At 67.7% G+C, this 20,412-nt stretch carries 15 protein-coding genes; 10 read left to right on the forward strand and 5 right to left on the reverse strand.

The genetic code is table 11. From position 1 onward, the window contains the following. Positions 1-107 precede the first annotated feature (107 nt). From RG19_RS06435 to RG19_RS06445, 3 genes are read left to right on the forward strand one after another with little or no spacing between them, the layout of a single operon-like run. The gene (locus RG19_RS06435; RefSeq protein ID WP_058834556.1) at positions 108-1,229 is read left to right on the forward strand and encodes an efflux RND transporter periplasmic adaptor subunit; all 1,122 of its coding nucleotides are present in this window, start codon (positions 108-110) and stop codon (positions 1,227-1,229) included. Next, the gene (locus RG19_RS06440; protein ID WP_425599690.1) at positions 1,226-4,732 is read left to right on the forward strand and encodes an efflux RND transporter permease subunit; all 3,507 of its coding nucleotides are present in this window, start codon (positions 1,226-1,228) and stop codon (positions 4,730-4,732) included. The genes RG19_RS06435 and RG19_RS06440 overlap by 4 nt, the downstream gene beginning before the upstream one ends. Next, the gene (locus RG19_RS06445; protein ID WP_058834557.1) at positions 4,729-7,809 is read left to right on the forward strand and encodes an efflux RND transporter permease subunit; all 3,081 of its coding nucleotides are present in this window, start codon (positions 4,729-4,731) and stop codon (positions 7,807-7,809) included. The genes RG19_RS06440 and RG19_RS06445 overlap by 4 nt, the downstream gene beginning before the upstream one ends. A gap of 187 nt (positions 7,810-7,996) precedes the next feature. Here the strand turns inward: RG19_RS06445 and RG19_RS06450 are convergent, their stop codons facing one another. The 5 genes from RG19_RS06450 to ykgO all read right to left on the reverse strand — a co-directional run bounded on the left by RG19_RS06450 (position 7,997) and on the right by ykgO (position 12,075). Continuing rightward, positions 7,997-9,205 (reverse strand): TraB/GumN family protein, encoded by a 1,209-nt coding sequence (locus RG19_RS06450; RefSeq protein WP_058834558.1) that lies wholly within the window; start codon positions 9,203-9,205, stop codon positions 7,997-7,999. Positions 9,206-9,218: 13 nt separating this feature from the next. Further along, positions 9,219-10,103 (reverse strand): carbon-nitrogen hydrolase, encoded by an 885-nt coding sequence (locus RG19_RS06455; protein ID WP_058834559.1) that lies wholly within the window; start codon positions 10,101-10,103, stop codon positions 9,219-9,221. A gap of 141 nt (positions 10,104-10,244) precedes the next feature. Continuing rightward, the gene (locus tag RG19_RS06460; RefSeq protein ID WP_058834560.1) at positions 10,245-11,309 is read right to left on the reverse strand and encodes an agmatine deiminase family protein; all 1,065 of its coding nucleotides are present in this window, start codon (positions 11,307-11,309) and stop codon (positions 10,245-10,247) included. Between the two features lie 115 nt (positions 11,310-11,424). After that, positions 11,425-11,754, reverse strand: coding sequence for a hypothetical protein (locus RG19_RS06465; RefSeq protein ID WP_058834561.1), 330 nt, complete (start codon positions 11,752-11,754; stop codon positions 11,425-11,427). 195 nt (positions 11,755-11,949) lie between these two features. Next, the gene (gene ykgO / locus RG19_RS06470; protein ID WP_005913193.1) at positions 11,950-12,075 is read right to left on the reverse strand and encodes a type B 50S ribosomal protein L36; all 126 of its coding nucleotides are present in this window, start codon (positions 12,073-12,075) and stop codon (positions 11,950-11,952) included. A 196-nt stretch (positions 12,076-12,271) separates the two neighbouring features. Here ykgO and cmk point away from each other — a divergent pair, with 196 nt between their 5' ends. The 7 genes from cmk (at position 12,272) to galU (ending at position 20,349) form a co-directional block, all read left to right on the forward strand. After that, on the forward strand, positions 12,272-12,949 hold the full coding sequence (gene cmk, locus RG19_RS06475; RefSeq protein WP_058834562.1) for a (d)CMP kinase: 678 nt from the start codon (positions 12,272-12,274) through the stop codon (positions 12,947-12,949). Positions 12,950-13,141: 192 nt separating this feature from the next. Continuing rightward, on the forward strand, positions 13,142-14,830 hold the full coding sequence (gene rpsA / locus RG19_RS06480; protein ID WP_058834563.1) for a 30S ribosomal protein S1: 1,689 nt from the start codon (positions 13,142-13,144) through the stop codon (positions 14,828-14,830). 15 nt (positions 14,831-14,845) lie between these two features. Next, positions 14,846-15,211, forward strand: a complete 366-nt coding sequence (locus RG19_RS06485; RefSeq protein WP_486624531.1) for an integration host factor subunit beta — start codon at positions 14,846-14,848, stop codon at positions 15,209-15,211. A gap of 128 nt (positions 15,212-15,339) precedes the next feature. Then, positions 15,340-16,521, forward strand: a complete 1,182-nt coding sequence (gene lapB, locus RG19_RS06490; protein ID WP_058834565.1) for a lipopolysaccharide assembly protein LapB — start codon at positions 15,340-15,342, stop codon at positions 16,519-16,521. 14 nt (positions 16,522-16,535) lie between these two features. Next, positions 16,536-17,546 (forward strand): MraY family glycosyltransferase, encoded by a 1,011-nt coding sequence (locus tag RG19_RS06495; RefSeq protein ID WP_058834566.1) that lies wholly within the window; start codon positions 16,536-16,538, stop codon positions 17,544-17,546. Next, positions 17,543-19,450, forward strand: a complete 1,908-nt coding sequence (locus RG19_RS06500; RefSeq protein ID WP_058834567.1) for a polysaccharide biosynthesis protein — start codon at positions 17,543-17,545, stop codon at positions 19,448-19,450. Before RG19_RS06495 ends, RG19_RS06500 begins: the two co-directional genes overlap by 4 nt. After that, entirely contained in the window at positions 19,447-20,349 is a 903-nt protein-coding gene (gene galU / locus RG19_RS06505) for a UTP--glucose-1-phosphate uridylyltransferase GalU (protein WP_058834568.1), read from the forward strand. Before RG19_RS06500 ends, galU begins: the two co-directional genes overlap by 4 nt. Positions 20,350-20,412 lie beyond the last annotated feature (63 nt).

A 20,412-nucleotide genomic window follows, 5' to 3' on the forward strand; every position in this document is an offset into this window, starting at 1 on the left:
CGCGCCGATGTCCGACGTCACCATGACCTTCGGCCATGTCGCGCCCAAGGGGCCTGGTGATATACATGACTACAACACCAATCACTTGTTTCTGGGGAATCGCGGACATGCGTTCGTATCGTGATGCGGCCGGCCATTGGCGCAAGGCAGGATCTGCCATCGGACTTTCGGTTTTGATGCTCGCCGCGCTGGCGGGATGTGGACAGGGGCGCGGGACCGCGGCGGCGGGCGAGAGCGAGAATCCGGCCGCCGCGGCCGTGCCGGTGGAGACGGTGGAGGCCGAGCGCCGGCCGATCGCCGCCAGCTACGTCGGGACGGCGCCGCTGGAGGCCCGGGCGGAGTCGCAGGTCGTGGCGCGGACCTCCGGCGTCGCACTGCAGGTGCTGGTGGAAGAAGGCGACATCGTGCGCGCCGGGCAGACGCTGGTGCGTATCGATCCGGATCGGGCGCGCCTCAATCTGGCCCAGATCGAGGCGCAGATGCGCAAGCTGGAGAGCAACTTCAACCGCTCCGCGCAGCTCGCCGCGCAGCAGCTGGTCAGCGCGGGCGAACACGACCAGCTCCGCTATGAGCTGGAGAATCTGCGCGCCGCCTACCGGCTGGCGCAACTGGAACTCTCCTACACCGATGTGGAAGCGCCCATCTCGGGGGTGATCGCCTCGCGTTCGATCAAGACCGGCAATTTCGTGCAGATCAATACGCCGATCCTGCGGATCGTCGACAACGCCAACCTCGAGGCCACGCTCAACGTGCCCGAGCGCGAGCTGGCGACATTGAAGGCCGGCCTGCCGGTGCGGTTGCAGGTGGATGCATTGCCCGGCCAGGTGTTCGAAGGCACGGTGGCCCGGGTGGCACCGGTGATCGATGCCGGCAGCGGCACCTTCCGCGTCATCTGCGCCTTCAGCGCGGACGCCTTGCAGCCGGGCATGTTCGGGCGGGTCCGGATCGACTACGACCAGCGCGCCGACGCGCTCACCATCCCGCGCCTGGCCCTGCTCGACGACGAGGGCGATCCCGCGGTCTATGTGATCCGCGACGGGGTGGCAGCGCGTACGCCGGTGGAACTGGGCTACGTGGACGGCAGCCGGGTCGAAGTGCGTGCGGGCCTCGAAGCCGGCGACGCGGTGGTGACCGCGGGCAAGGTTGCCCTGCGCGACGGCAGCACGGTGCAGGTGATCGGCGCCCAGGTGGCGCAGGCGCCAGCCACGGATGACGGCGACGCCCAATGAACCGCGATCACGACGACATGGCTGACGTCCCCGAGGGCGCCGGCCCGGACGCTCGCGGCCGCGGCGGGCTGATCGAGTTCTCCACGCGCCGTCGGGTGACGGTGGCGATGGTGACGGTGAGCCTGCTGCTGTTCGGCCTGCTGGCGCTGGGCAACCTCAAGGTCAACCTGCTGCCCGATCTCAGCTTCCCGACCCTGACGGTGCGCACCGAGTACACCGGCGCGGCCCCGATGGAGATCGAGACCCTGGTGAGCCAGCCGGTGGAAGAGGCGCTGGGTGTGGTCAAGGGCCTGCGCAAGATGCGCTCGGTCTCGCGCACCGGGCAGAGCGACGTCGTGCTGGAGTTCGCCTGGGGCACCGATATGGACCAGGCCAGTCTGGAGGTGCGCGACAAGCTGGAAAGCCTGCAGCTGCCGCTGGAAGTCGCCGCGCCGGTGGTGCTGCGCTTCAACCCGTCGACCGAGCCGATCCTGCGTCTGGCGTTGAGCAGCGGCGCCGACGGCGATCCCGTGCGGCAGCTCACCGGCCTGCGCCGCTACGCCGACGACGACCTTAAGAAGAAGTTGGAGCCGGTGACCGGCGTGGCCGCGGTGCGGGTGGGCGGCGGGCTGGAGGACGAGATCCAGGTCGAGCTGGATACCCAGCAACTGGCACGTATCGGTCTGCCGGTGGCCAATGTCATCCAGCGGTTGCAGCAGGAGAACGTGAACCTGTCCGGCGGCCGCCTGGAGCAGGGCACGCAGCGCTATCTGGTGAGGACGGTCAACCAGTTCGGCCATGTCGACGAGATCCGCGACATGCTGGTCGCGACGCAGACAGCGGGTGCGGGTGACTCCGGTAACGACGAGGTCGCGCGCATCGCCGCGGCGTCAGGCGATGCCGCGGTGATGGCCGCGGCGATGCAGGCGCAAAGCGGTGCAGGCAATGGCGGCCGTGCCGTCGCCGATGGCCGGCCGGTGCGTCTGCGCGACATCGCCGAGGTCCGCCAGGGGTACCGCGAGCGGGAATCGATCATCCGCCTGGACGGTCGCGAAGCGGTGGAGCTGGCGGTCTACAAGGAGGGCGACGCGAACACCGTGGCCACGGCCGATGCGGTGCACGCCCGCATCGAGCAACTGCGCCGCGAGCTGCCGCCGGATGTCGAGCTGCGGGTGGTCGACGACCAGGCCCGCTTCATCCGCGCGGCGATCTCCGACGTCAAGTTCGACGCGGTGCTCGGCGGCATCCTGGCGATCCTGATCATCTTCCTGTTCCTGCGCAGCGGCTGGAGCACCTTCGTGGTCGGCCTGTCGCTGCCGGTGTCGATCATCGCCACGTTCTTCTTCATGGACCAGCTGGGCCTGAGCCTCAATGTGATGTCGCTCAGCGGCCTGGCGTTGGCCACCGGTCTGGTGGTCGACGATTCCATCGTGGTGCTGGAGAGCATCGCCAAGGCACGCGAACGCGGGCTGGGTGTGCTGGAGGCCGCGATCGAGGGGACCCGCGAAGTGAGCATGGCGGTGGTCGCGTCCACGTTGACGCTGATCGCGGTGTTCCTGCCGCTGGTGTTCGTCGAGGGCATCGCCGGACAGCTGTTCCGCGACCAGGCGATCACCATCGCACTGGCGGTGGCGATTTCGCTGGTGGTGGCGATGACGTTGATTCCGATGCTGAGCGCGCTCAAGGTCCGTACGTCGATGCAGTTCGACGACGAGCCGGCACATCCGCAGTGGCGACCCGAACGGCGCTGGCAGAAGCCGGTGGCTGCTACCGGACGCGGCCTCGGCGCGGCGGTGCGCGGGATGTTCTTCGGCATCGCTTGGCTGTTCGTGCGCTTGTGGCGCGGGGTCGCGGCGGTGATCGGGCCGGTGATGGGCAAGGCCAGCGATCTGGCGATGGCGCCGTACAACGCCGCCGAGCGCGGTTACCTGCGCTGGCTGCCGGCGGCCATGCAGCGGCCCTGGTGGGTGCTCGGCGTGGCCGCAGCGTGCTTCCTCGGCAGTCTCGCCATCGTGCCGACGCTGGGCACCGATCTGATTCCGCAGCTCGCGCAGGATCGCTTCGAAATGACGATGAAGCTGCCGCCGGGCACGCCGTTGCGCGAGACCGACCGGATCATGCGCGACGTGCAGACCCAGCACGCCGGGAATGAGCAGGTGGATGCGCTGTTCGGCTACAGCGGCGCCGGCACGCGCCTGGACGCCAATCCCACCGACAGCGGCGAGAACGTCGGCAAGCTCACCGTGGTCATGGCCGATGGCGGCAGCCGTGCGGTCGAGGCCGGCCTGAGCGACCGCTTGCGCGCGACGATGGCGAACTTCCCCGGCGTGCAGGTCGATTTCAGTCGGCCGGCGCTCTTCAGCTTCTCCACGCCGCTGGAGATCGAGCTGCGCGGGCAGGATCTGGAGAGCCTGGCGGTGGCCGGCCAGCGCATGGCGGAACTGCTGCGCGGCAGCGATCGCTACGACGACGTGAAGTCGACGGTGGAGCAGGGCGCACCGGAAATCCAGGTGGTGTTCGACCAGACCCGCGCGGGTGCGCTGGGACTGACCACGCGGCAGGTGGCCGATGCGGTGGTGCGCTCGGTGCGCGGCGAGGTCGCGACCCGCTACAACTTCCGCGATCGCAAGATCGACGTGCTGGTGCGCGCGCAGGAGAGCCAGCGCGATTCGGTGGATGCGATCCGCAATCTGATCGTCAACCCCGAGGCCGCGCGCCCGGTGCGGCTGTCGGCGGTGGCCGACGTGATCGCCACCACCGGACCGGCCGAGATCCATCGCGCCGACCAGACCCGCGTGGCGGTGGTGTCGGCGAACCTGCGCGGCATCGATCTCGGCACCGCCGTGGCCGACGTGCAGCGGCTGGTCGCGGAGAACCCGCTGGGCGCGGGCATCACGATGCACATCGGCGGCCAGGGCGAGGAACTGGCCAGCTCGATGCGCTCGCTGTTGTTCGCGTTCGCATTGGCGATCTTCCTGGTCTATCTGGTGATGGCGTCGCAGTTCGAATCGTTGCTGCATCCCTTCGTGATCCTGTTCACCATCCCGCTGGCGCTGGTCGGTGCGGTGCTGGCGCTGCTGGTGACGGGCAACACGATCTCCGTGGTGGTGTTCATCGGATTGATCCTGCTGGTCGGCCTCGTGGTGAAGAACGCGATCATCCTGATCGACAAGGTCAACCAGCTGCGCGAGGCCGGCGTGCCCAAGCGCGAGGCGATGGTGGAGGGCGCGCGCTCGCGCATGCGGCCGATCGCGATGACCTCGCTGTGCTCGGTGTTCGGCTTCATGCCGCTGGCGCTGGCCCTGGGCGAAGGCGCGGAGGTGCGCTCGCCGATGGCGATCACGGTGATCGGCGGCGTGATCGTGTCGACCCTGCTGACCCTGGTGGTGATTCCGGTGATGTACGACCTGATGGATCGTCGTGGGGACGCCTGGTATCGCGCCCGCGGTCTGCGTGCGCGGGGCGTGACCGATGCGGTCGTCGACGAGGACCGCGGTCCGGATGCGGGAGCGCGTCCTGCATGAGCGTCGCCGAACTCAGCCTGCGACGCCCCGTCACCACGGTGATGATGTTCGTGTCGCTGTTCGTGGTGGGGTTGATCGCCTCGTTCCGGCTGCCGCTCGAGGCGTTGCCCGATGTCTCGGTGCCGTTCCTGTTCGTGCAGTTGCCCTACACCGGCTCGACGCCGGAAGAGGTCGAGCGCAACGTGCTGCGGCCGGCCGAAGAAGCACTGGCGACGATGACCGGCATCAAGCGCATGCACGGCATGGCCAATTCCGAGGGCGCGCAGATCCGCATGGAGTTCTCGGACTGGGAGCGCGACATCGCGATCACCGCGTCCGAGGCGCGTGAGCGCCTGGATGCGGTACGCGACGAGTTTCCGGACGACTTCAGGCGCTACTTCGTCTACAAGTGGTCGACCTCGGACGAACCCGTGTTGCGGGTGCGCCTGGCCGGCGACGCGGATCTGACCGGCGCCTACGACCTCATCGACCGGCAGCTCAAGCGTCGCGTGGAACGCGTGCCCGGCGTGGCGCGGGTGGAGATCAGTGGCGCGCCGCCGAACGAGGTCGAGATCGCCATCGATCCCGAGCGCCTGAGCGCCCACGGCTTGGAGCTCAACGCCCTGGGCGAGCGCCTGCAGGCGGCGAACTTCTCGGTCTCGGCCGGGCTGATCGAGGACGGCGGACGACGTTTCCGCGTGCAGCCGGTCGGCGAGATCGTCGATCTGGAGCAGTTCCGGCAGATGCCGCTCAACGAGCGCGGCGTGCGCCTGGCCGATGTGGCCGAGGTGCGCCTGCGCCCGCAACGCATGGACTACGGGCGCCGGCTGGACGGACGTACCGCGGTGGGCCTGGACATCTTCAAGGAGCGCGACGCCAATCTGGTGGAAGTCTCGCGCGAGGCGCTGGAAGAGATCGAGCGCGCCAGCCGCGAACCCGGGCTGGAAGGCATCGAGCTCAAGGTCATCCAGAACATGGGCGACGAGGTGACCGGCTCGTTGCTCGAACTCGCCGAAGCCGGCGCAATCGGCCTGCTGCTGTCGACCCTGGTGTTGTTCTTCTTCCTGCGCCACTGGCCGTCGACCCTGATGGTGACCCTGGCGATCCCGATCTGCTTCGTGATGACGCTGGGCTTCATGCACTTCTTCGGCGTGACCCTCAACGTGCTGACGCTGATGGGTCTGCTGCTGGCGGTGGGCATGCTGGTCGACAACGCGGTGGTGGTGGTGGAGAGCATCTACCAGGAACGCGAGCGGTATCCCGACCGTCCGGCGTACGCCTCGATCGTCGGCACGCGCAACGTCGCCATCGCGCTGTCGGCCGGCACGCTGTGCCACTGCATCGTGTTCCTGCCGAATCTTCTCGGCGAGACCAACAACATCAGCATCTTCATGTCGCAGATCGCGATCACCATCTCGGTGTCGCTGCTGGCGTCGTGGCTGGTGGCGGTGAGCCTGATTCCGATGCTGTCGGCGCGGATGCGCACGCCGCCGGCGGTGGCGCGTCCGGACGGGCTGATCCCACGCCTGCAGCGCCGCTACGCGCGGTTCCTGCGCTGGACCCTGGAGCATCGTGGCTGGAGCGTGGCCGGCATCCTGCTGGTGGTGGCCGCGAGCGTTGTGCCGATGAGCCAGACCAAGATGGACATGTTCGGCGGCGGCGACGGCGGCAACGAGGTCAACATCTACTATCAGTGGAAGGGCAGCTACAACAAGGAACAGCGCTCGCAGGAGGTCGCCCGGATCGAGCGTTACCTCGCCGAGAACCGCGAACGGCTGGGCATCACCCAGGTCTACTCGTGGTTCGGCGAGCAGGGCGACTCCGGCACCATCGCCACGTTCGGCGAAGGCAAGGTGGACCTGCGTGCCAAGAGCGATCTGCTGAGCAAGGAGTTGCCGAAGTCGGCCCGCGCCGAGATCGGCGTGCGCGGCAGCGGCGGGCAGGGCGGTGGCATGGGCGGTCAGAACGTGCAGGTGATGCTGGTCGGCGATTCGGCGCAGGCGCTGCGCGAACTCGGCGCCGACATCCTGCCGCTGCTCGAGAGCCGCCCGGAGTTGCGCGACGTGCGCATCGACGCCGGCGACACCAACCAGGAGTTGATCGTGCGGGTCGACCGCGAGCGTGCGGCGGCCTACGGATTCAGCGCGGAACAGGTGTCGAGCTTCGTCGGCATGGCGCTGCGCGGCAACCAGTTGCGCGACTACCGCCGGGGCGAGAGCGAGGTGCCGGTCTGGGTGCGCTTCGACGGCGCCGAGCATTACAGCGAGTCCGACATCGCCACCTTCAACGTCCGTGCGCCGGACGGACGCAGCGTGCCGCTGCTGAGCATGGTGGACATCGTGCTGGTGCCCAGTGCCGACCGCATCAGCCGTACCGACCGGCAGACCACGCTGACCGTCCAGGCCAACCTCGAGGGCGCGACCACGATGCCCGAGGCCCGCCAGGCGATGGAGCAGACGCTGTCGGCGATGACGTTCCCGCCGGGGTACGGCTACAGCTTCTCCGGCAGCGGGTTCGAGGACGATGCGCAGGCCGGCCAGCAGATGCTGTTCAACCTGCTGATCGCGCTGATCATGATCTACGTGGTGATGGCGGCGGTGTTCGAATCGCTGCTGTTCCCGACCGCGATCATGAGCTGCGTGCTGTTCTCGATCTTCGGCGTCTTCTGGCTGTTCTGGCTGACGGGACAACCGCTGACGGTGATGGCCTTCATCGGCGTCCTGGTGCTGATGGGCGTGGTGGTCAACAACGGCATCGTGATGGTCGAGCACATCAACAATCTGCGGCGACGCGGGATGAACCGGACCGACGCGCTGGTGGAAGGCAGTCGCGAGCGCCTGCGGCCGATCCTGATGACGATGGGTACGGCGATTCTGGCGATGATCCCGATCTCGATGAGCGACACCGTGGTGCTCGGCGGCCTGGCGTACTCGCCGATGGCACGTGCGGTGGCCGGTGGGCTGGCGTTCTCGACCGTGGTCAGCCTGCTGTTCCTGCCGACGATCTACGCCCTGCTCGACGATCTGGCCGGCGGCACCAAGCGCCTCGTGCGTCGCGCGCGCGGAACGCCGGGCATCGGCGCCACGGCGACGGGATGATGCACCCATCCGGGGATGGCGACGAGCGCCATCCCCGGGGTCGGTCCGCCGATGTCAGATGGCGGTCGCGCCGGGGTCTGCGAAGCCTTGCGCTGCCCATGTCTCCGCAGCACGGGTAACCGCCGTCGGGTGGGAACGTGCGGGCGGCGCCGGCCGCGTGGAGCGCTCCGCAGGAGGTGCCGACGCGTCAGCCCAGCACTTGCCGCACGATGCGCAGGCCGGCGATCCAGACGCCCAGGCTGGAACCGAGGTTGGTCAGGATGAAGTTGAGCAGCGTGCGCGAGACCCGGTTGCGGTACCAGCCGCGCAGGGTGGCGGCATCGTCGCGCAAGGCCAGGAAATCGCCGTAGGCGGGTTTGCGCAGATGCGCCTCGATCAGGGCGCTGAACAGGCCGGGCGAAATGCCCGGTGGACGGAAGGGCTTCAGCGGGGCGGCGATCGCCGCGGCGATGACGCCGAGCGGATGCCCGGCGGCCAGGATCGTCCCCAGCGCCGCGCAACCGGCGGTGATCAGCACCCATTCGGTCAGCAACTGGCGACCGACCTCGACGCCGCCCTGCCAGTAGCCCCAACCGATCATCGCCAAAATCAACACCATGATCGCGGTGCCGATCCAGCGCAGGCTGCGCGAGGGCGGCACCTCTTCGAGGGCCTGGCGGGTCGCCGACGGCGATTCGCCATCCTCGGCCAGATGCTTCGCGAGGCCGGCGAGGTGTCCGGCGCCGACCACCGCCAACACCTCTTTCGCGCCGGTGGGCGCCTCGCGCAGCCGCGCGGCCATGTAGCGATCGCGCTCGGCGATCACGCTTTCGTACAGGGCAGGGCTGCTCTCGGCGAACTCGCCGAAGCTGGACTCGAGGATGTCGCCCTGCTTGAGTTTCTCGATTTCCTCCTCGGTCATCTCGTCGCTGCTGAGCAGGCCGCTGAGCAGGCCACCGGCCAGCTTCATCTTGCCGCCCCAGCCGAGCCGGCCGGAAGCGCGTTTGAAGGTGAGGCCGACCTCGCGATCGATCAGTTCGACCGCGAGTCCGCGTTGCTTCGCCGCGGCGACGGCATGCTTGAGTTCCGCGCCGGGCTCGATGCCGAGCTGCTCGGCCAACCGACGCTGGTAGGCGGCCAAGGCGAGATTGGCCGCGAACATCGCCACCCGGCCCTTGCGGATCACATCGACAAGATTGAGCTTGGCCAGTGTGTCCGGATCGGTCAGCGCCTGCAGGCGGCCGGCATCGAGCTCGACGGCGACGGTGTCGTAGACGCCGCTGGCGATGGCGTCCTCCACCGCATCCACGCTGGTGCGCGAGACGTGGGCCGTGCCCAGCAGGGTATAGCGGATACCGTCGCGTTCGACGATGGCGTGGGGCTGGCTCTGCCAGGGCGACGCGGTGGATTCGGTCATTCGAAGTCGGAACTCAGTCGATGTAGCGCTTGAGCAGGTCGCCGTAGGCGTCGATGCGGCGGTCGCGCAGGAACGGCCAGATCCGGCGCACCGACTCGCTGCGCGCCATGTCGATCTCGGCGAACAACACGGTCGGGTCCTCGCCGGCCTCGGCGAGGAACTCGCCTTGCGGACCGAGCACATGGCTGTTGCCCCAGAAGCGGATGCCGGACGCGCCGAGCGGCGAGGGTTCGTGGCCGACACGATTGCACGACAGCACCGGCAGGCCGTTGGCCACCGCGTGGCCGCGGTGGCTCAGGATCCAGGCGTCTCGCTGGCGCATGCGCTCGTCGTCGACATCGTCGGGGTCCCAGCCGATCGCGGTGGGATACAGCAGCACTTCGGCGCCGGCCAGCGCCATCAGACGCGCGGCTTCCGGGTACCACTGGTCCCAGCACACCAGCACCCCGAGCCGGCCGACCGAGGTTTCGACGGGCTGGAAGCCCAGGTCGCCGGGAGTGAAATAGAACTTCTCGTAGAACCCCGGGTCGTCGGGAATGTGCATCTTGCGGTACTTGCCGGCGAGGCGGCCGTCGCTGTCGAAGACCACCGCGGTGTTGTGATACAGGCCGGGTGCACGGCGTTCGAACAGCGAGCTCACGAGTACCACGCCGTGCCGTTCGGCGAGCGCGGAAAGACGTTCCGTGCTCGGTCCCGGGATCGGTTCGGCCAGATCGAACTCCGCCACCGATTCGTGCTGGCAGAAGTACGCGCCGTTGTGCAGTTCCTGCAGCAGGACCAGTCGTGCGCCGCCCTGGGCGGCCTCGGCCACGCGCTGCTCGATGACGGCGAGGTTGGCCTCGGCGTCGCCGTGATTGCGCTCCTGGACGAGCGCGACGGAGAGGGTCTTGGTCTTCATGGGGACAGTCTAATCCTTGCAGGCTGTATGCCTGATGCGCCCATGCGGCGCGTGTCGGGCGAGATGCGGACGATGCTCGCCGCACCCGACCGAGCGGGTGGGCGGCCGTCCGCATCCGTTGGCATCGATGCCGTCGACGTGCTACGGCACCCGCGCCAGGACACCGCGCGGGAGCTGCATCGTCAGGCAATGCAGGCTGCCGTTCTGCCAGATCAGCGGGCGACAGTCGATCTGCACGATTTCGCGGCCCGGGAAGGCCTGGGCCACGACCGCAGCCGCATCGATATCGGCAGGATCGCCGTAGCCGGGCATCAGGACGGCGTCGTTGAGGATCAGGAAATTGGCATACGAGGCCGCGAGCCGGCGCGGGCCGTCCGGATGCGCCGCATCGTGGATCGGGCGCGGCCAGGGCAGGGGAAACAACCGGTATGGCGTGCCGTCGGCGGTCTCGAGTGCCGCCAGTTCGCCGGCCATCGCCTGCAGCGGACCGTGGTGCGCGGCGTCGTCGGCATCGTCGCAGGCCTGGTAGACGATCGCGTCGGGTGCGGCGAAGCGGGCGAGCGTGTCGATGTGGGCGTCGGTGTCGTCGCCCTGCAGATAGCCGTGGTGGAGCCAGAGCACGCGCGTCTGGGCCAGCCAACCGGACAGCTTCGCGCTCAACGTGGCCTCGTCGGCCTCGGGATGGCGCTCGCTGAGGCACGCCCAGGTGGTGAGCAGGGTGCCGGCACCGTCGGTCTCGATGGCGCCGCCTTCCAATGCGAAACCAATGGCCTCGCGGTGGCTGTCGGCGAACACGCCCATATCGTGCAGGCGGGCGACCAGCGCATCGTCTTCCGACGCCTCGAACTTGCCTCCCCAGCCGGTGAAGCGGAAGTCGAGCAGCCGGAAACCGTCGTCGCCATCGTGCAGGGTGATCGGCCCGGAGTCGCGCAGCCACGTGTCGTTGTAGGGCACCGTCACGAAGTGCACGCGGCCCATGTCGATCCGTGCCGACGCCAGACGCGCCCGCGCATAGGCTTCGACATCGTCGTCGGCCACGCACAGCAGCACGTCCTGGAAGCGGGTGATCGCCGCGACCAGTTCGATGTAGGTGTTCTCCACCTCGCCGAGACGGTCGGCCCAGTCGGTACCGGCGTGCGGCCAGGCGAGCAGGATGGCGTCCTGCGGTTCCCATTCGGCGGGGAATCGGAAGGCGTTCTGGGTCATTGCTGAAACGGATTCCTGATGTTGCCGTGAGCCGGGCTCACGCGGACGGGGAGGCGTGCGGCCAGTAAACGAAAGCCGGCCGCTGGGGCCGGCTGGAGAGGGCAGGCGCGCGCGGTCAGCGGATCGCCGGGCGCGGACCGGTCTCGTTGGGCGAGGCCTGGTTGAGGACCGCGCTGACCACGCGCTCGCGTTCGAAGTAGACGGTGAACCCGGGATACACCCAGCGATTGATGGCGGGCCAGTCGCGTTTCTGCCCGCCGCGGGGATCGAGCTTCTCGCTCGGCGTGCCGAAGTGCGCCTCGACATCGGCCATTCGCATGCCCTGCGCAGGCAGGCGAGTCCGCGACTGGGCCTCCACGCGGTCGATCAACAGCACATCGGCGGATGCCGCGCCTGCGAACGACAGTGCGGCACAGAGAACGACAGAAGCGGTAAGACGTCGCATGGGCGGCTCCCGGTTGGAATGTCGCGATTGTAAGCGCGCCGTTCGTAGGCTATCTGCCTGGCAACGGTACCGCCGGTCGCGCCGATGGAGCCGTACGCCGGATCGGCGTCCAAAACGACACGAGGCCGCATGCGCGGCCCCGTGAACGTCGTCGTTCGAACGCGCCTGGCGCGCCTCGAGCGTGTTCGAGAACTTTCAGCGCTGACGCGCTTTGAAACGCGGGTTGGACTTGCAGATCACGAAGACCTTGCCGCGACGACGAACGACCTTGCAGTCGCGGTGGCGGGTCTTCGCCGACTTCAGGGAGGACAGGACCTTCATGATGAAACCTCGGTGATGTAAGGATGACGACAGGAAACCCGCGATTCTAGCGGGGTTTCGGTCAAGGGATCAAGGGGTTGCGACCCGGTCGTGACGATCGGCGCGAAAATGGCGGCGCGAATCATGACGCAATCGCCGGTCGCCCGTTGCGCATTCATTAGAATGCCCTCTCCCCCTCAGTGTTGCCGAGTGCCTCATGTCCGACGCCGTTGCCGCCCCCGTCCTGACCATCGATGGCCCGTCGGGCTCCGGAAAGGGCACCATCAGCCGGGCGGTGGCCGCGCATCTGGGTTGGCATTACCTCGATTCCGGCGCGCTGTATCGCGCGGTCGGCGTGGCGGCCGGCTGGAACGACATCGATCTGGCCGACCCCGCGGCGCTGGTGCGCTGCACGTTCGATACGCGGGTGGGTTTCCGCGATGCGCCCGGCGGCGAGCCCCGTGTACTGATCAACGACGTCGATGCGACCGACGAATTGCGTACCGAAACGGCGGGCGCCGCCGCGTCGGCCATCGCGGCAATTCCCGAGGTGCGCGCTGCGCTCAAGGAGCGGCAGCGCGCATTCAGGCAGGCGCCGGGCCTGGTGGCCGACGGCCGCGACATGGGGACGGTGATCTTCCCGGACGCTCGCTGGAAGGTGTTTCTGACCGCAAGCGCGGAGGAGCGCGCGGAGAGACGCTATAAACAGTTGATGGACAAGGGGGTTTCAGTTACATTGGCGGGTCTGCTGCGCGAGATTCTCGCCCGCGACGCCCGCGACGCCAACCGTCCGGTGGCACCGCTGCGGCCGGCCGAAGACGCCGTCCGCATCGATACCACCGGCATGGGCATCGACGACGTCGTGGCGCGCGTGCTGGCGCTGATCGACGGCTGAAACCCGCCGGTCGGTGCCGTCTCGTCGCAGCAGCAAGGCCCGGACCGATGCAGACGCATCGGCCGGAAATCCACCAACCACGTCGACCGACGCGTTATCAAGCGCATCGGCACGGCGGACAGGTCGGACCGCGGCTTCATGACGGAAGTTCCCGTCGCCGGCGGTCCGTGTCATCAACCGAGTAACCACACAATGACCGAATCATTCGCAGAACTGTTCGAGCAGAGCCAGGCCAACCTCGCCAAGCTCAAGCCGGGCGCCATCGTCAGCGGCACCGTCGTCGACGTCCGTACGGACGTGGTCGTCATCAACGCCGGCCTGAAGTCCGAGGGCATCGTTCCGATCGAGCAGTTCCGTAACGAAGCCGGCGAGATCGACGTCGCGGTCGGCGACACCGTCAAGGTGGCGCTGGACTCGCTCGAGAACGGCTTCGGCGAGACCGTGCTGTCGCGCGAGAAGGCCAAGCGCGCCATGGTCTGGGACGAGCTGGAAGAGGCTCTGGAGAAGAACGAGACCGTCACCGGCAAGATCAGCGGCAAGGTCAAGGGCGGCTTCACCGTCGACATCAAGGACGTCCGCGCGTTCCTGCCGGGCTCGCTGGTCGACGTGCGTCCGGTGCGCGATCCGGTGTACCTCGAGGGCAAGGAACTCGAGTTCAAGCTGATCAAGCTGGACCGCAAGCGCAACAACGTCGTCGTGTCGCGTCGTGCCGTCGTCGAGAGCGAGCACTCCGAGGAGCGCGAGGCGCTGATGGAGAAGCTGGTCGAGGGCGCCAAGCTCAAGGGCGTGGTCAAGAACCTCACCGACTACGGCGCGTTCGTGGACCTGGGCGGCATCGACGGCCTGCTGCACATCACCGACATGGCGTGGAAGCGCGTGCGTCACCCGTCCGAAGTGGTCGAGGTCGGTCAGGAGCTCGACGTTCGCGTGCTCAAGTACGACCGCGAGCGCAACCGCGTCAGCCTGGGCCTGAAGCAGCTGGGCGAGGATCCGTGGGACAACATCTCGCGTCGTTACCCGTCCAACACCCGCGTGTTCGGCAAGGTCTCCAACGTCACCGATTACGGCGCGTTCGTCGAGATCGAGCCGGGCGTCGAAGGCCTGGTGCACGTGTCCGAAATGGACTGGACCAACAAGAACGTCAACCCGCAGAAGGTCGTGCAGGTCGGTGACGAGGTCCAGGTCATGGTGCTGGACGTCGACGAGGAGCGTCGCCGCATCTCCCTGGGCATGAAGCAGGTCACCTCGAACCCGTGGGAGACCTTCGCCGCGATCCACAAGAAGGGCGACAAGGTCGAGGGCCAGATCAAGTCGATCACCGATTTCGGCGTCTTCATCGGCCTGGACGGCGGTATCGACGGCCTGATCCATCTTTCCGACATGAGCTGGAACACCGCCGGCGAAGACATGGCGCGCAACCTGAAGAAGGGCGACACCCTGCAGGCCGTCGTGCTGGCCGTCGACCCGGAGCGCGAGCGCATCAGCCTGGGCGTCAAGCAGCTGGAGCAGGATCCGTTCGGCCAGTTCATGGCCTCGCATCCGAAGGGCTCGAAGGTCACCGGTACCGTCAAGGAAGTCGACGCCAAGGGTGCCGTGGTGGACCTGGCCGAAGGCGTGGAAGGCTACGTGGCCGCCCGCGACATCAACGACCAGCGCGTCGACGATGCCTCGCAGTTCCTCAAGGTCGGCGACGAGATCGAAGCCAAGTTCGTGGGCATGGACCGCAAGGGCCGCACCCTGCAGCTGTCGATCAAGGCGAAGGACGAGGCGGAGACCGCCGAGACCCTGGCCGAGTACAACCGCGTGGCGGCCGAAGCCTCCAGCGGCACCACCAAGCTGGGCGCGCTGCTGCGCGAGCAGCTGGGCAACAAGAACGACTAAGACTGCCAGTCAGTCATGCACGTCCGCGACGGCGGCCCACCCGGGCCGCCGTTTGCGGCACAGCGTCAGATCGGGGATATGACCAAGTCGGAACTCATCGAGATCCTGGCCGAACGACAGGCCCACCTGAAGGCCGACGATGTCGACCTCGCGGTCAAGTCGTTGCTGGAGATGATGGGCGGGTCCCTGGCGCAGGGCGAGCGGATCGAGATCCGTGGTTTCGGCAGCTTCTCGCTGCACTACAGGCCCCCGCGTACCGGCCGCAACCCGAAGACCGGCGATGCCGTCGCGCTGCCAGGCAAGCACGTACCGCACTTCAAGCCGGGCAAGGAGCTCCGCGAGCGCGTGAGCGATGTCGCGCCGCTGCCGGCAGACGACTGATCGGGCAAGGTGCGTCCGCGATCGGCGCGGGCGATTCAGGTCATACTTCATGTGCGCGGTACCGACCCGCGTGAGGCATTGCCGTGTCTGCGCCTGGTCGGACATGCGAACGGAAAGGAGTCGATGCGATGGCGTTCATCACCGAGTGGTTCTGGTTCTTCCTGCTGTTGCCGGTCGCGGCGTTGAGCGGCTGGATCATCGGCCGGCGCGGTGGCGAGCGTCACAGCGACACCCAGGTGAGCCGGCTGTCCACGACCTATTTCCGTGGTCTGAACTATCTGCTCAACGAACAGCCCGACAAGGCCATCGAGCTGTTCCTGCACATCGCCGAGCTCGACAAGGACACCTTCGAGACCCAGGTCGCGCTCGGTCACCTGTTCCGCCGGCGCGGCGAAGTCGATCGTGCGATCCGCCTGCACCAGGGGCTGGTGGAACGTACCGATCTCAGCGATCAGCAACGTGTGCAGGCCCTGCTGGCCCTGGGCGAGGACTACATGCGCTCCGGCCTGCTGGACCGCGCGGAAACCGTCTTCACCGATCTGGCCGCGCTCGACGATCGTGCGCCGCAGGCGCTGCGCCATCTGATCTCGATCTACCAGTCCGAACGCGACTGGCCCAAAGCGATCGAAAACGCCACCCGTTACGAAACCGTGACCGGCGAGCCGATGGGCAAGCTGATCGCCCAGTTCGAATGCGAGCTGGCCGAGCGTCTGCGCTCGACCGGCGACTTCGACGGTGCGCGCGAGGCGGTCGCCCGCGCGTACGCAGCCGATTCGAACTCGGTGCGTGCCGGCATCCTGTCCGGTCGCCTGGAGTTCGACGCCGGCAATGATGCGGCCGCGATCCGCGCCTTCGAACGTGCCGGCCGGCACGACACCGAGTTCCTGCCCGAGATCATGCCGCAGTTGCTGGCGGCCTACGCCCGGATCGGCGACGCGCCCGGTGCGCGCTCGTTCCTGGCCGAGATGACCGAGCACTATCGCGGCATCGCGCCGGTGCTGGCGTTGACGCGGCTGGTCGAGGCCGACCAGGGCATCGCGGCGGCACGCGAGTATCTGGCCGGACAGCTGAAGGACCGGCCGTCGGTCCGTGGCGAAGCGGCGTTGATCGACCTGACGCTGGCAGGCGAGGGCGGCGATCCGGCGCGAACCCTGCACGATCTCAAGCACATCACCGAGCAGTTGCTGGTGCGCAATCCCAGCTACCGCTGCAACCGCTGCGGCTTCGGCGCGCGCAGCCATCACTGGCAGTGCCCGAGCTGCAAGGAGTGGGGCAGCATCAAACCGCTGCTCAACTACGCGGTGGTCTGACGGGCACGTCGGCGATGTCGTTCACGCCGTTCTTGATCGCCGCGGTGGCCGCTGCGATCGCGACCGCCGTCGCGCGCCGCTACGCGCTGTCGCGACGCATGCTGGATCAGCCCGGCGAACGCCGCAGCCATCAGGTCGCCACCCCCCGCGGCGGTGGGATTTCGATCGCGCTCGTGATGCTGGGCGCGTTGGCGTGGCTGGCGGGAACGCGGTTCCTGCCGCAGCCGTTCGCGGTCGCATCGGCCGCGGGCTTGTTGCTGGTGGCCGGCATCGGCTGGTGGGACGATCACCGGCCGCTTCCGGCCAGTCGCCGGCTGGCTGTTCACGTGCTTGCGGCGGCGCTGCTGGGCTGGGGCTGCTGGATGGCCGGTGCTCCGTGGCCGTTGGCGTTGCTGGCGCTCGGGGTTGCGGTCGTGCTGGTGAACGTCTGGAACTTCATGGACGGCATCGATGGCCTCGCTGCCAGCCAGGCGGCCATTGTCGCGGCGACCGCGGCGATGCTGGCGGTTCCGGGCGGCGCGGCCTGGTGGCTGGCGGGGGCGCTCGCCGCGGCCACCATCGGCTTCCTGCCCTTCAACTTCCCGCGTGCCCGCATCTTCCTGGGGGACGTAGGCAGCGGTGCGCTCGGGTTCCTGCTCGCGATCGCGCTGGGAGCGTTGCTGTCGTCGGGGGCAGGGGAGGCGGCTGCAGCAACCTCCGTGCTCTTGCTGCTTCCCGCAAGCGCTTTCCTCGTTGATGCCACGCTCACATTGGCAAGGCGCATGCTACGCCGCGAACGTTGGTGGGAGCCCCACGTCCAGCACGCGTACCAGGCGACCGCCCGCCGTGTCGGCCACGTGGCTACGACGGTGGGCTACGCACTCTGGAGTCTGCTGGGAGCTTCGGTCGCGGTCTGGTGTGCCGACCGGGGAGTCGCATTTAGCTATATGATGACCGCCGCAGTGCTTTGGCAGGTCGCAGGGGGGGGCTGCTGGAGGATGTTGCAGGACGCTGGAAGCCGAATGAACAAGAGCCCCACCCGATGAATCGTTGGTACGACCGCGCGAGCGCCTGGGTTCCGCGCGCGGCCATCGTCGTGCACGACTTGTTCATGGTCTGGCTGTGCTGGATCGTCTTGCACCAGTTCCGCCTGTCGATGCAGCCGATCCAGCCCGAGTTGCCGATGTGGTCGACGACCACGCTGATCGTGCTCGCGGCCCAGGGCATCGTGCTCTGGCAGGTGGGCCTGTATCGCGGCGTCTGGCGGTTCGCCAGCGTTCCCGACCTCGTCAACATCTTCAAGGCCGGTGTTTTCGGCCTGCTCGCGACTCTGATCGCGCTGTTCCTCTACAACCGTCTCGAGGGCGTGCCGCGCACGGTTCTGGTGCTGTACCCCATCGTGCTCACTGCGATGCTCGGCATGCCGCGCCTGTTGTATCGCAGCTGGAAGGATTACAGCCTGACCCAGACCGATCACACGGCGGTCCGTGTGCTGATTCTCGGCGCGGGGCAGGCGGGCGAGGCCTTGCTGCGCGACTTGCGCCGCACCGGGGCCTATCAGGCGGTGGGCTTTCTCGACGATGCGCCCAAGCTGCACGGAAGCCACCTGCAGGGCGTGCCGGTTCTGGGCAGGATCGAGGATGTCGCGCGCATCGCACCCGAAACCGCTGCCCGCCTGCTGATCATCGCGATCCCGTCGCTGGACGCGGCGGCGATGCGCAAGGTCGTCGAGCTGTGCGAGGAGACCGGCCTGCCGTTCCGCACCGTGCCGCGGTTCGACGATCTGCTCGAGGGGCGCTCGCTGCCGGGCGAGCTCAAGGAAGTCGCGATCGAGGATCTCCTGGGTCGCCAGCCGGTGGTGCCGGACTGGAAGGCGATCCGTGGCTGGCTGGGCGGGCGCAGCGTGCTGGTGACCGGCGGCGGTGGCTCGATCGGATCGGAACTGTGCCGCCAGTGCGCCCGCAACGGTGCGCGCCAGATCACTGTGATCGATATCGACGAACTTTCTTTGATCAAGATCGAATCGCTGTTGCGTCGCGATCATCCGCAGGTGGAGTGCATTCCCATCCTCGGCGACTGCGGCGACCCGGCGGTCATGCGTCATGCGCTCGCCAAGGCACTGCCGGAGGCGGTGTTCCATGCGGCCGCCTACAAGCAGGTGCCGGTGCTGGAAGGGCAACTGCGCGAGGGCGTGCGCAACAACGTCCTGGCCACCGAGACGGTCGCCCGCGAGGCGGTCGCGGCGGGCGTGGCGTCGTTCGTGTTGATCTCGACGGACAAGGCGGTCGATCCGGCCAATGTGCTCGGTGCGACCAAACGTCTGGCCGAGATGGTCTGCCAGTCGCTCGCCGCGCCGGCGGAGACGCGTTTCATCACCGTCCGCTTCGGCAACGTGCTCGATTCGGCCGGCAGTGTGGTGCCGCTGTTTCGCGAGCAGATCCGCAGCGGCGGTCCGGTGACGGTGACGGATCCCGAAGTCACCCGCTACTTCATGACGATTCCCGAAGCCTGCCTGTTGATCCTGCAGGCCTCGGCGACGAGTACGCGACACGCGATCTATACGCTCGACATGGGCGAGCCCGTGTCGATCCGGCTGCTGGCCGAGCAGATGATCCGGCTGGCGGGCAAGCATCCGCACCGCGACATCGCGATCGTGTACACCGGGCTGCGGCCGGGCGAAAAACTCCACGAGACGCTGTTTCATGCCGACGAGCGTTATCGGCCGACCTCGCATCCCAAGATCCTGCAGGCCGAGGCGCGCGATATCGATGGAGAGAGCGTTCTGGGTGCGGCTGCACGGCTTCGTAACGCATCCGCCTGCTACGATCTGGATGAACTTTCGGCGACCTTGCGCACCTCGGTACCCGAATTTCTCCCGATCGAGGTGCCCGTCGAATCCAAGGCGCCTACGGTCGTGGCCTTCCCCGCCCGACACGCACGCAGGATATGACCCAACGAATCCGAAAGGCCGTCTTTCCCGTTGCCGGACTCGGCACGCGCTTCCTTCCCGCCACCAAGACCGTTCCGAAGGAGATGCTGCCGATCATCGACCGGCCGCTGATCCAGTACGCCGTCGACGAAGCCATCGAGGCCGGTTGCGACACCCTGGTCTTCGTGACTAACCGTTACAAACATGCGGTGGCGGATTACTTCGACAAAGCCTACGAGCTCGAGCAGAAGCTCGAGCGCGCGGGAAAGCTCGAACAGCTCGACAAGGTCCGCAATCCGCTGCCGGATCACGTCCGGGTGATCTTCGTCACCCAGACCGAGGCGCTCGGGCTCGGCCACGCCGTGCTGTGCGCCAAGCCGGTCATCGGCGACGAACCGTTCGCGGTCCTGCTGCCCGATGATCTGATCTGGAATCGGGGCGACGGCGCACTCAAGCAGATGGCCGACCATGCCGAGCGCAGCGGCGGCGGCGTGATCGCCGTGCAGAATGTGCCCCAGGAGAAGACCTCCAGCTACGGCATCGTCGCCACCCAGGGCTTCGAGGGACGCCACGGCCGCATCACCGGCATGGTGGAGAAGCCCAAGCCCGCGGATGCGCCCAGCACGCTGGCCGTGGTGGGTCGGTATGTGTTGCCGCCGGGCATCTTCGACGCCCTGGAGGCGACCGGTCGCGGCGCCGGGGGCGAGATCCAGTTGACCGATGCCATGGCTGCGATGATCGGCGCGGGGCGTCCATACGACGCCTACCGCTTCCAGGGGACGCGTTTCGATTGCGGCACCCACATCGGTCTGATCGAGGCGACGATCCGGTTCGCGCTCGACCACGAGAAACTCAGCGAGCCGGCCCGCGAGAGCATGCAGCGTGCGCTCGACGACCTGGGTGTCGCCGACAACGCGTAACGCCGTCGGCGCAGCGGCCGCTACGGCGCGCGGCGACGGACCTCGGTCCCGATGTTCCTGATG

The organism is Luteimonas abyssi, from assembly GCF_001482195.1.
GTDB lineage: Bacteria > Pseudomonadota > Gammaproteobacteria > Xanthomonadales > Xanthomonadaceae > Luteimonas > Luteimonas abyssi.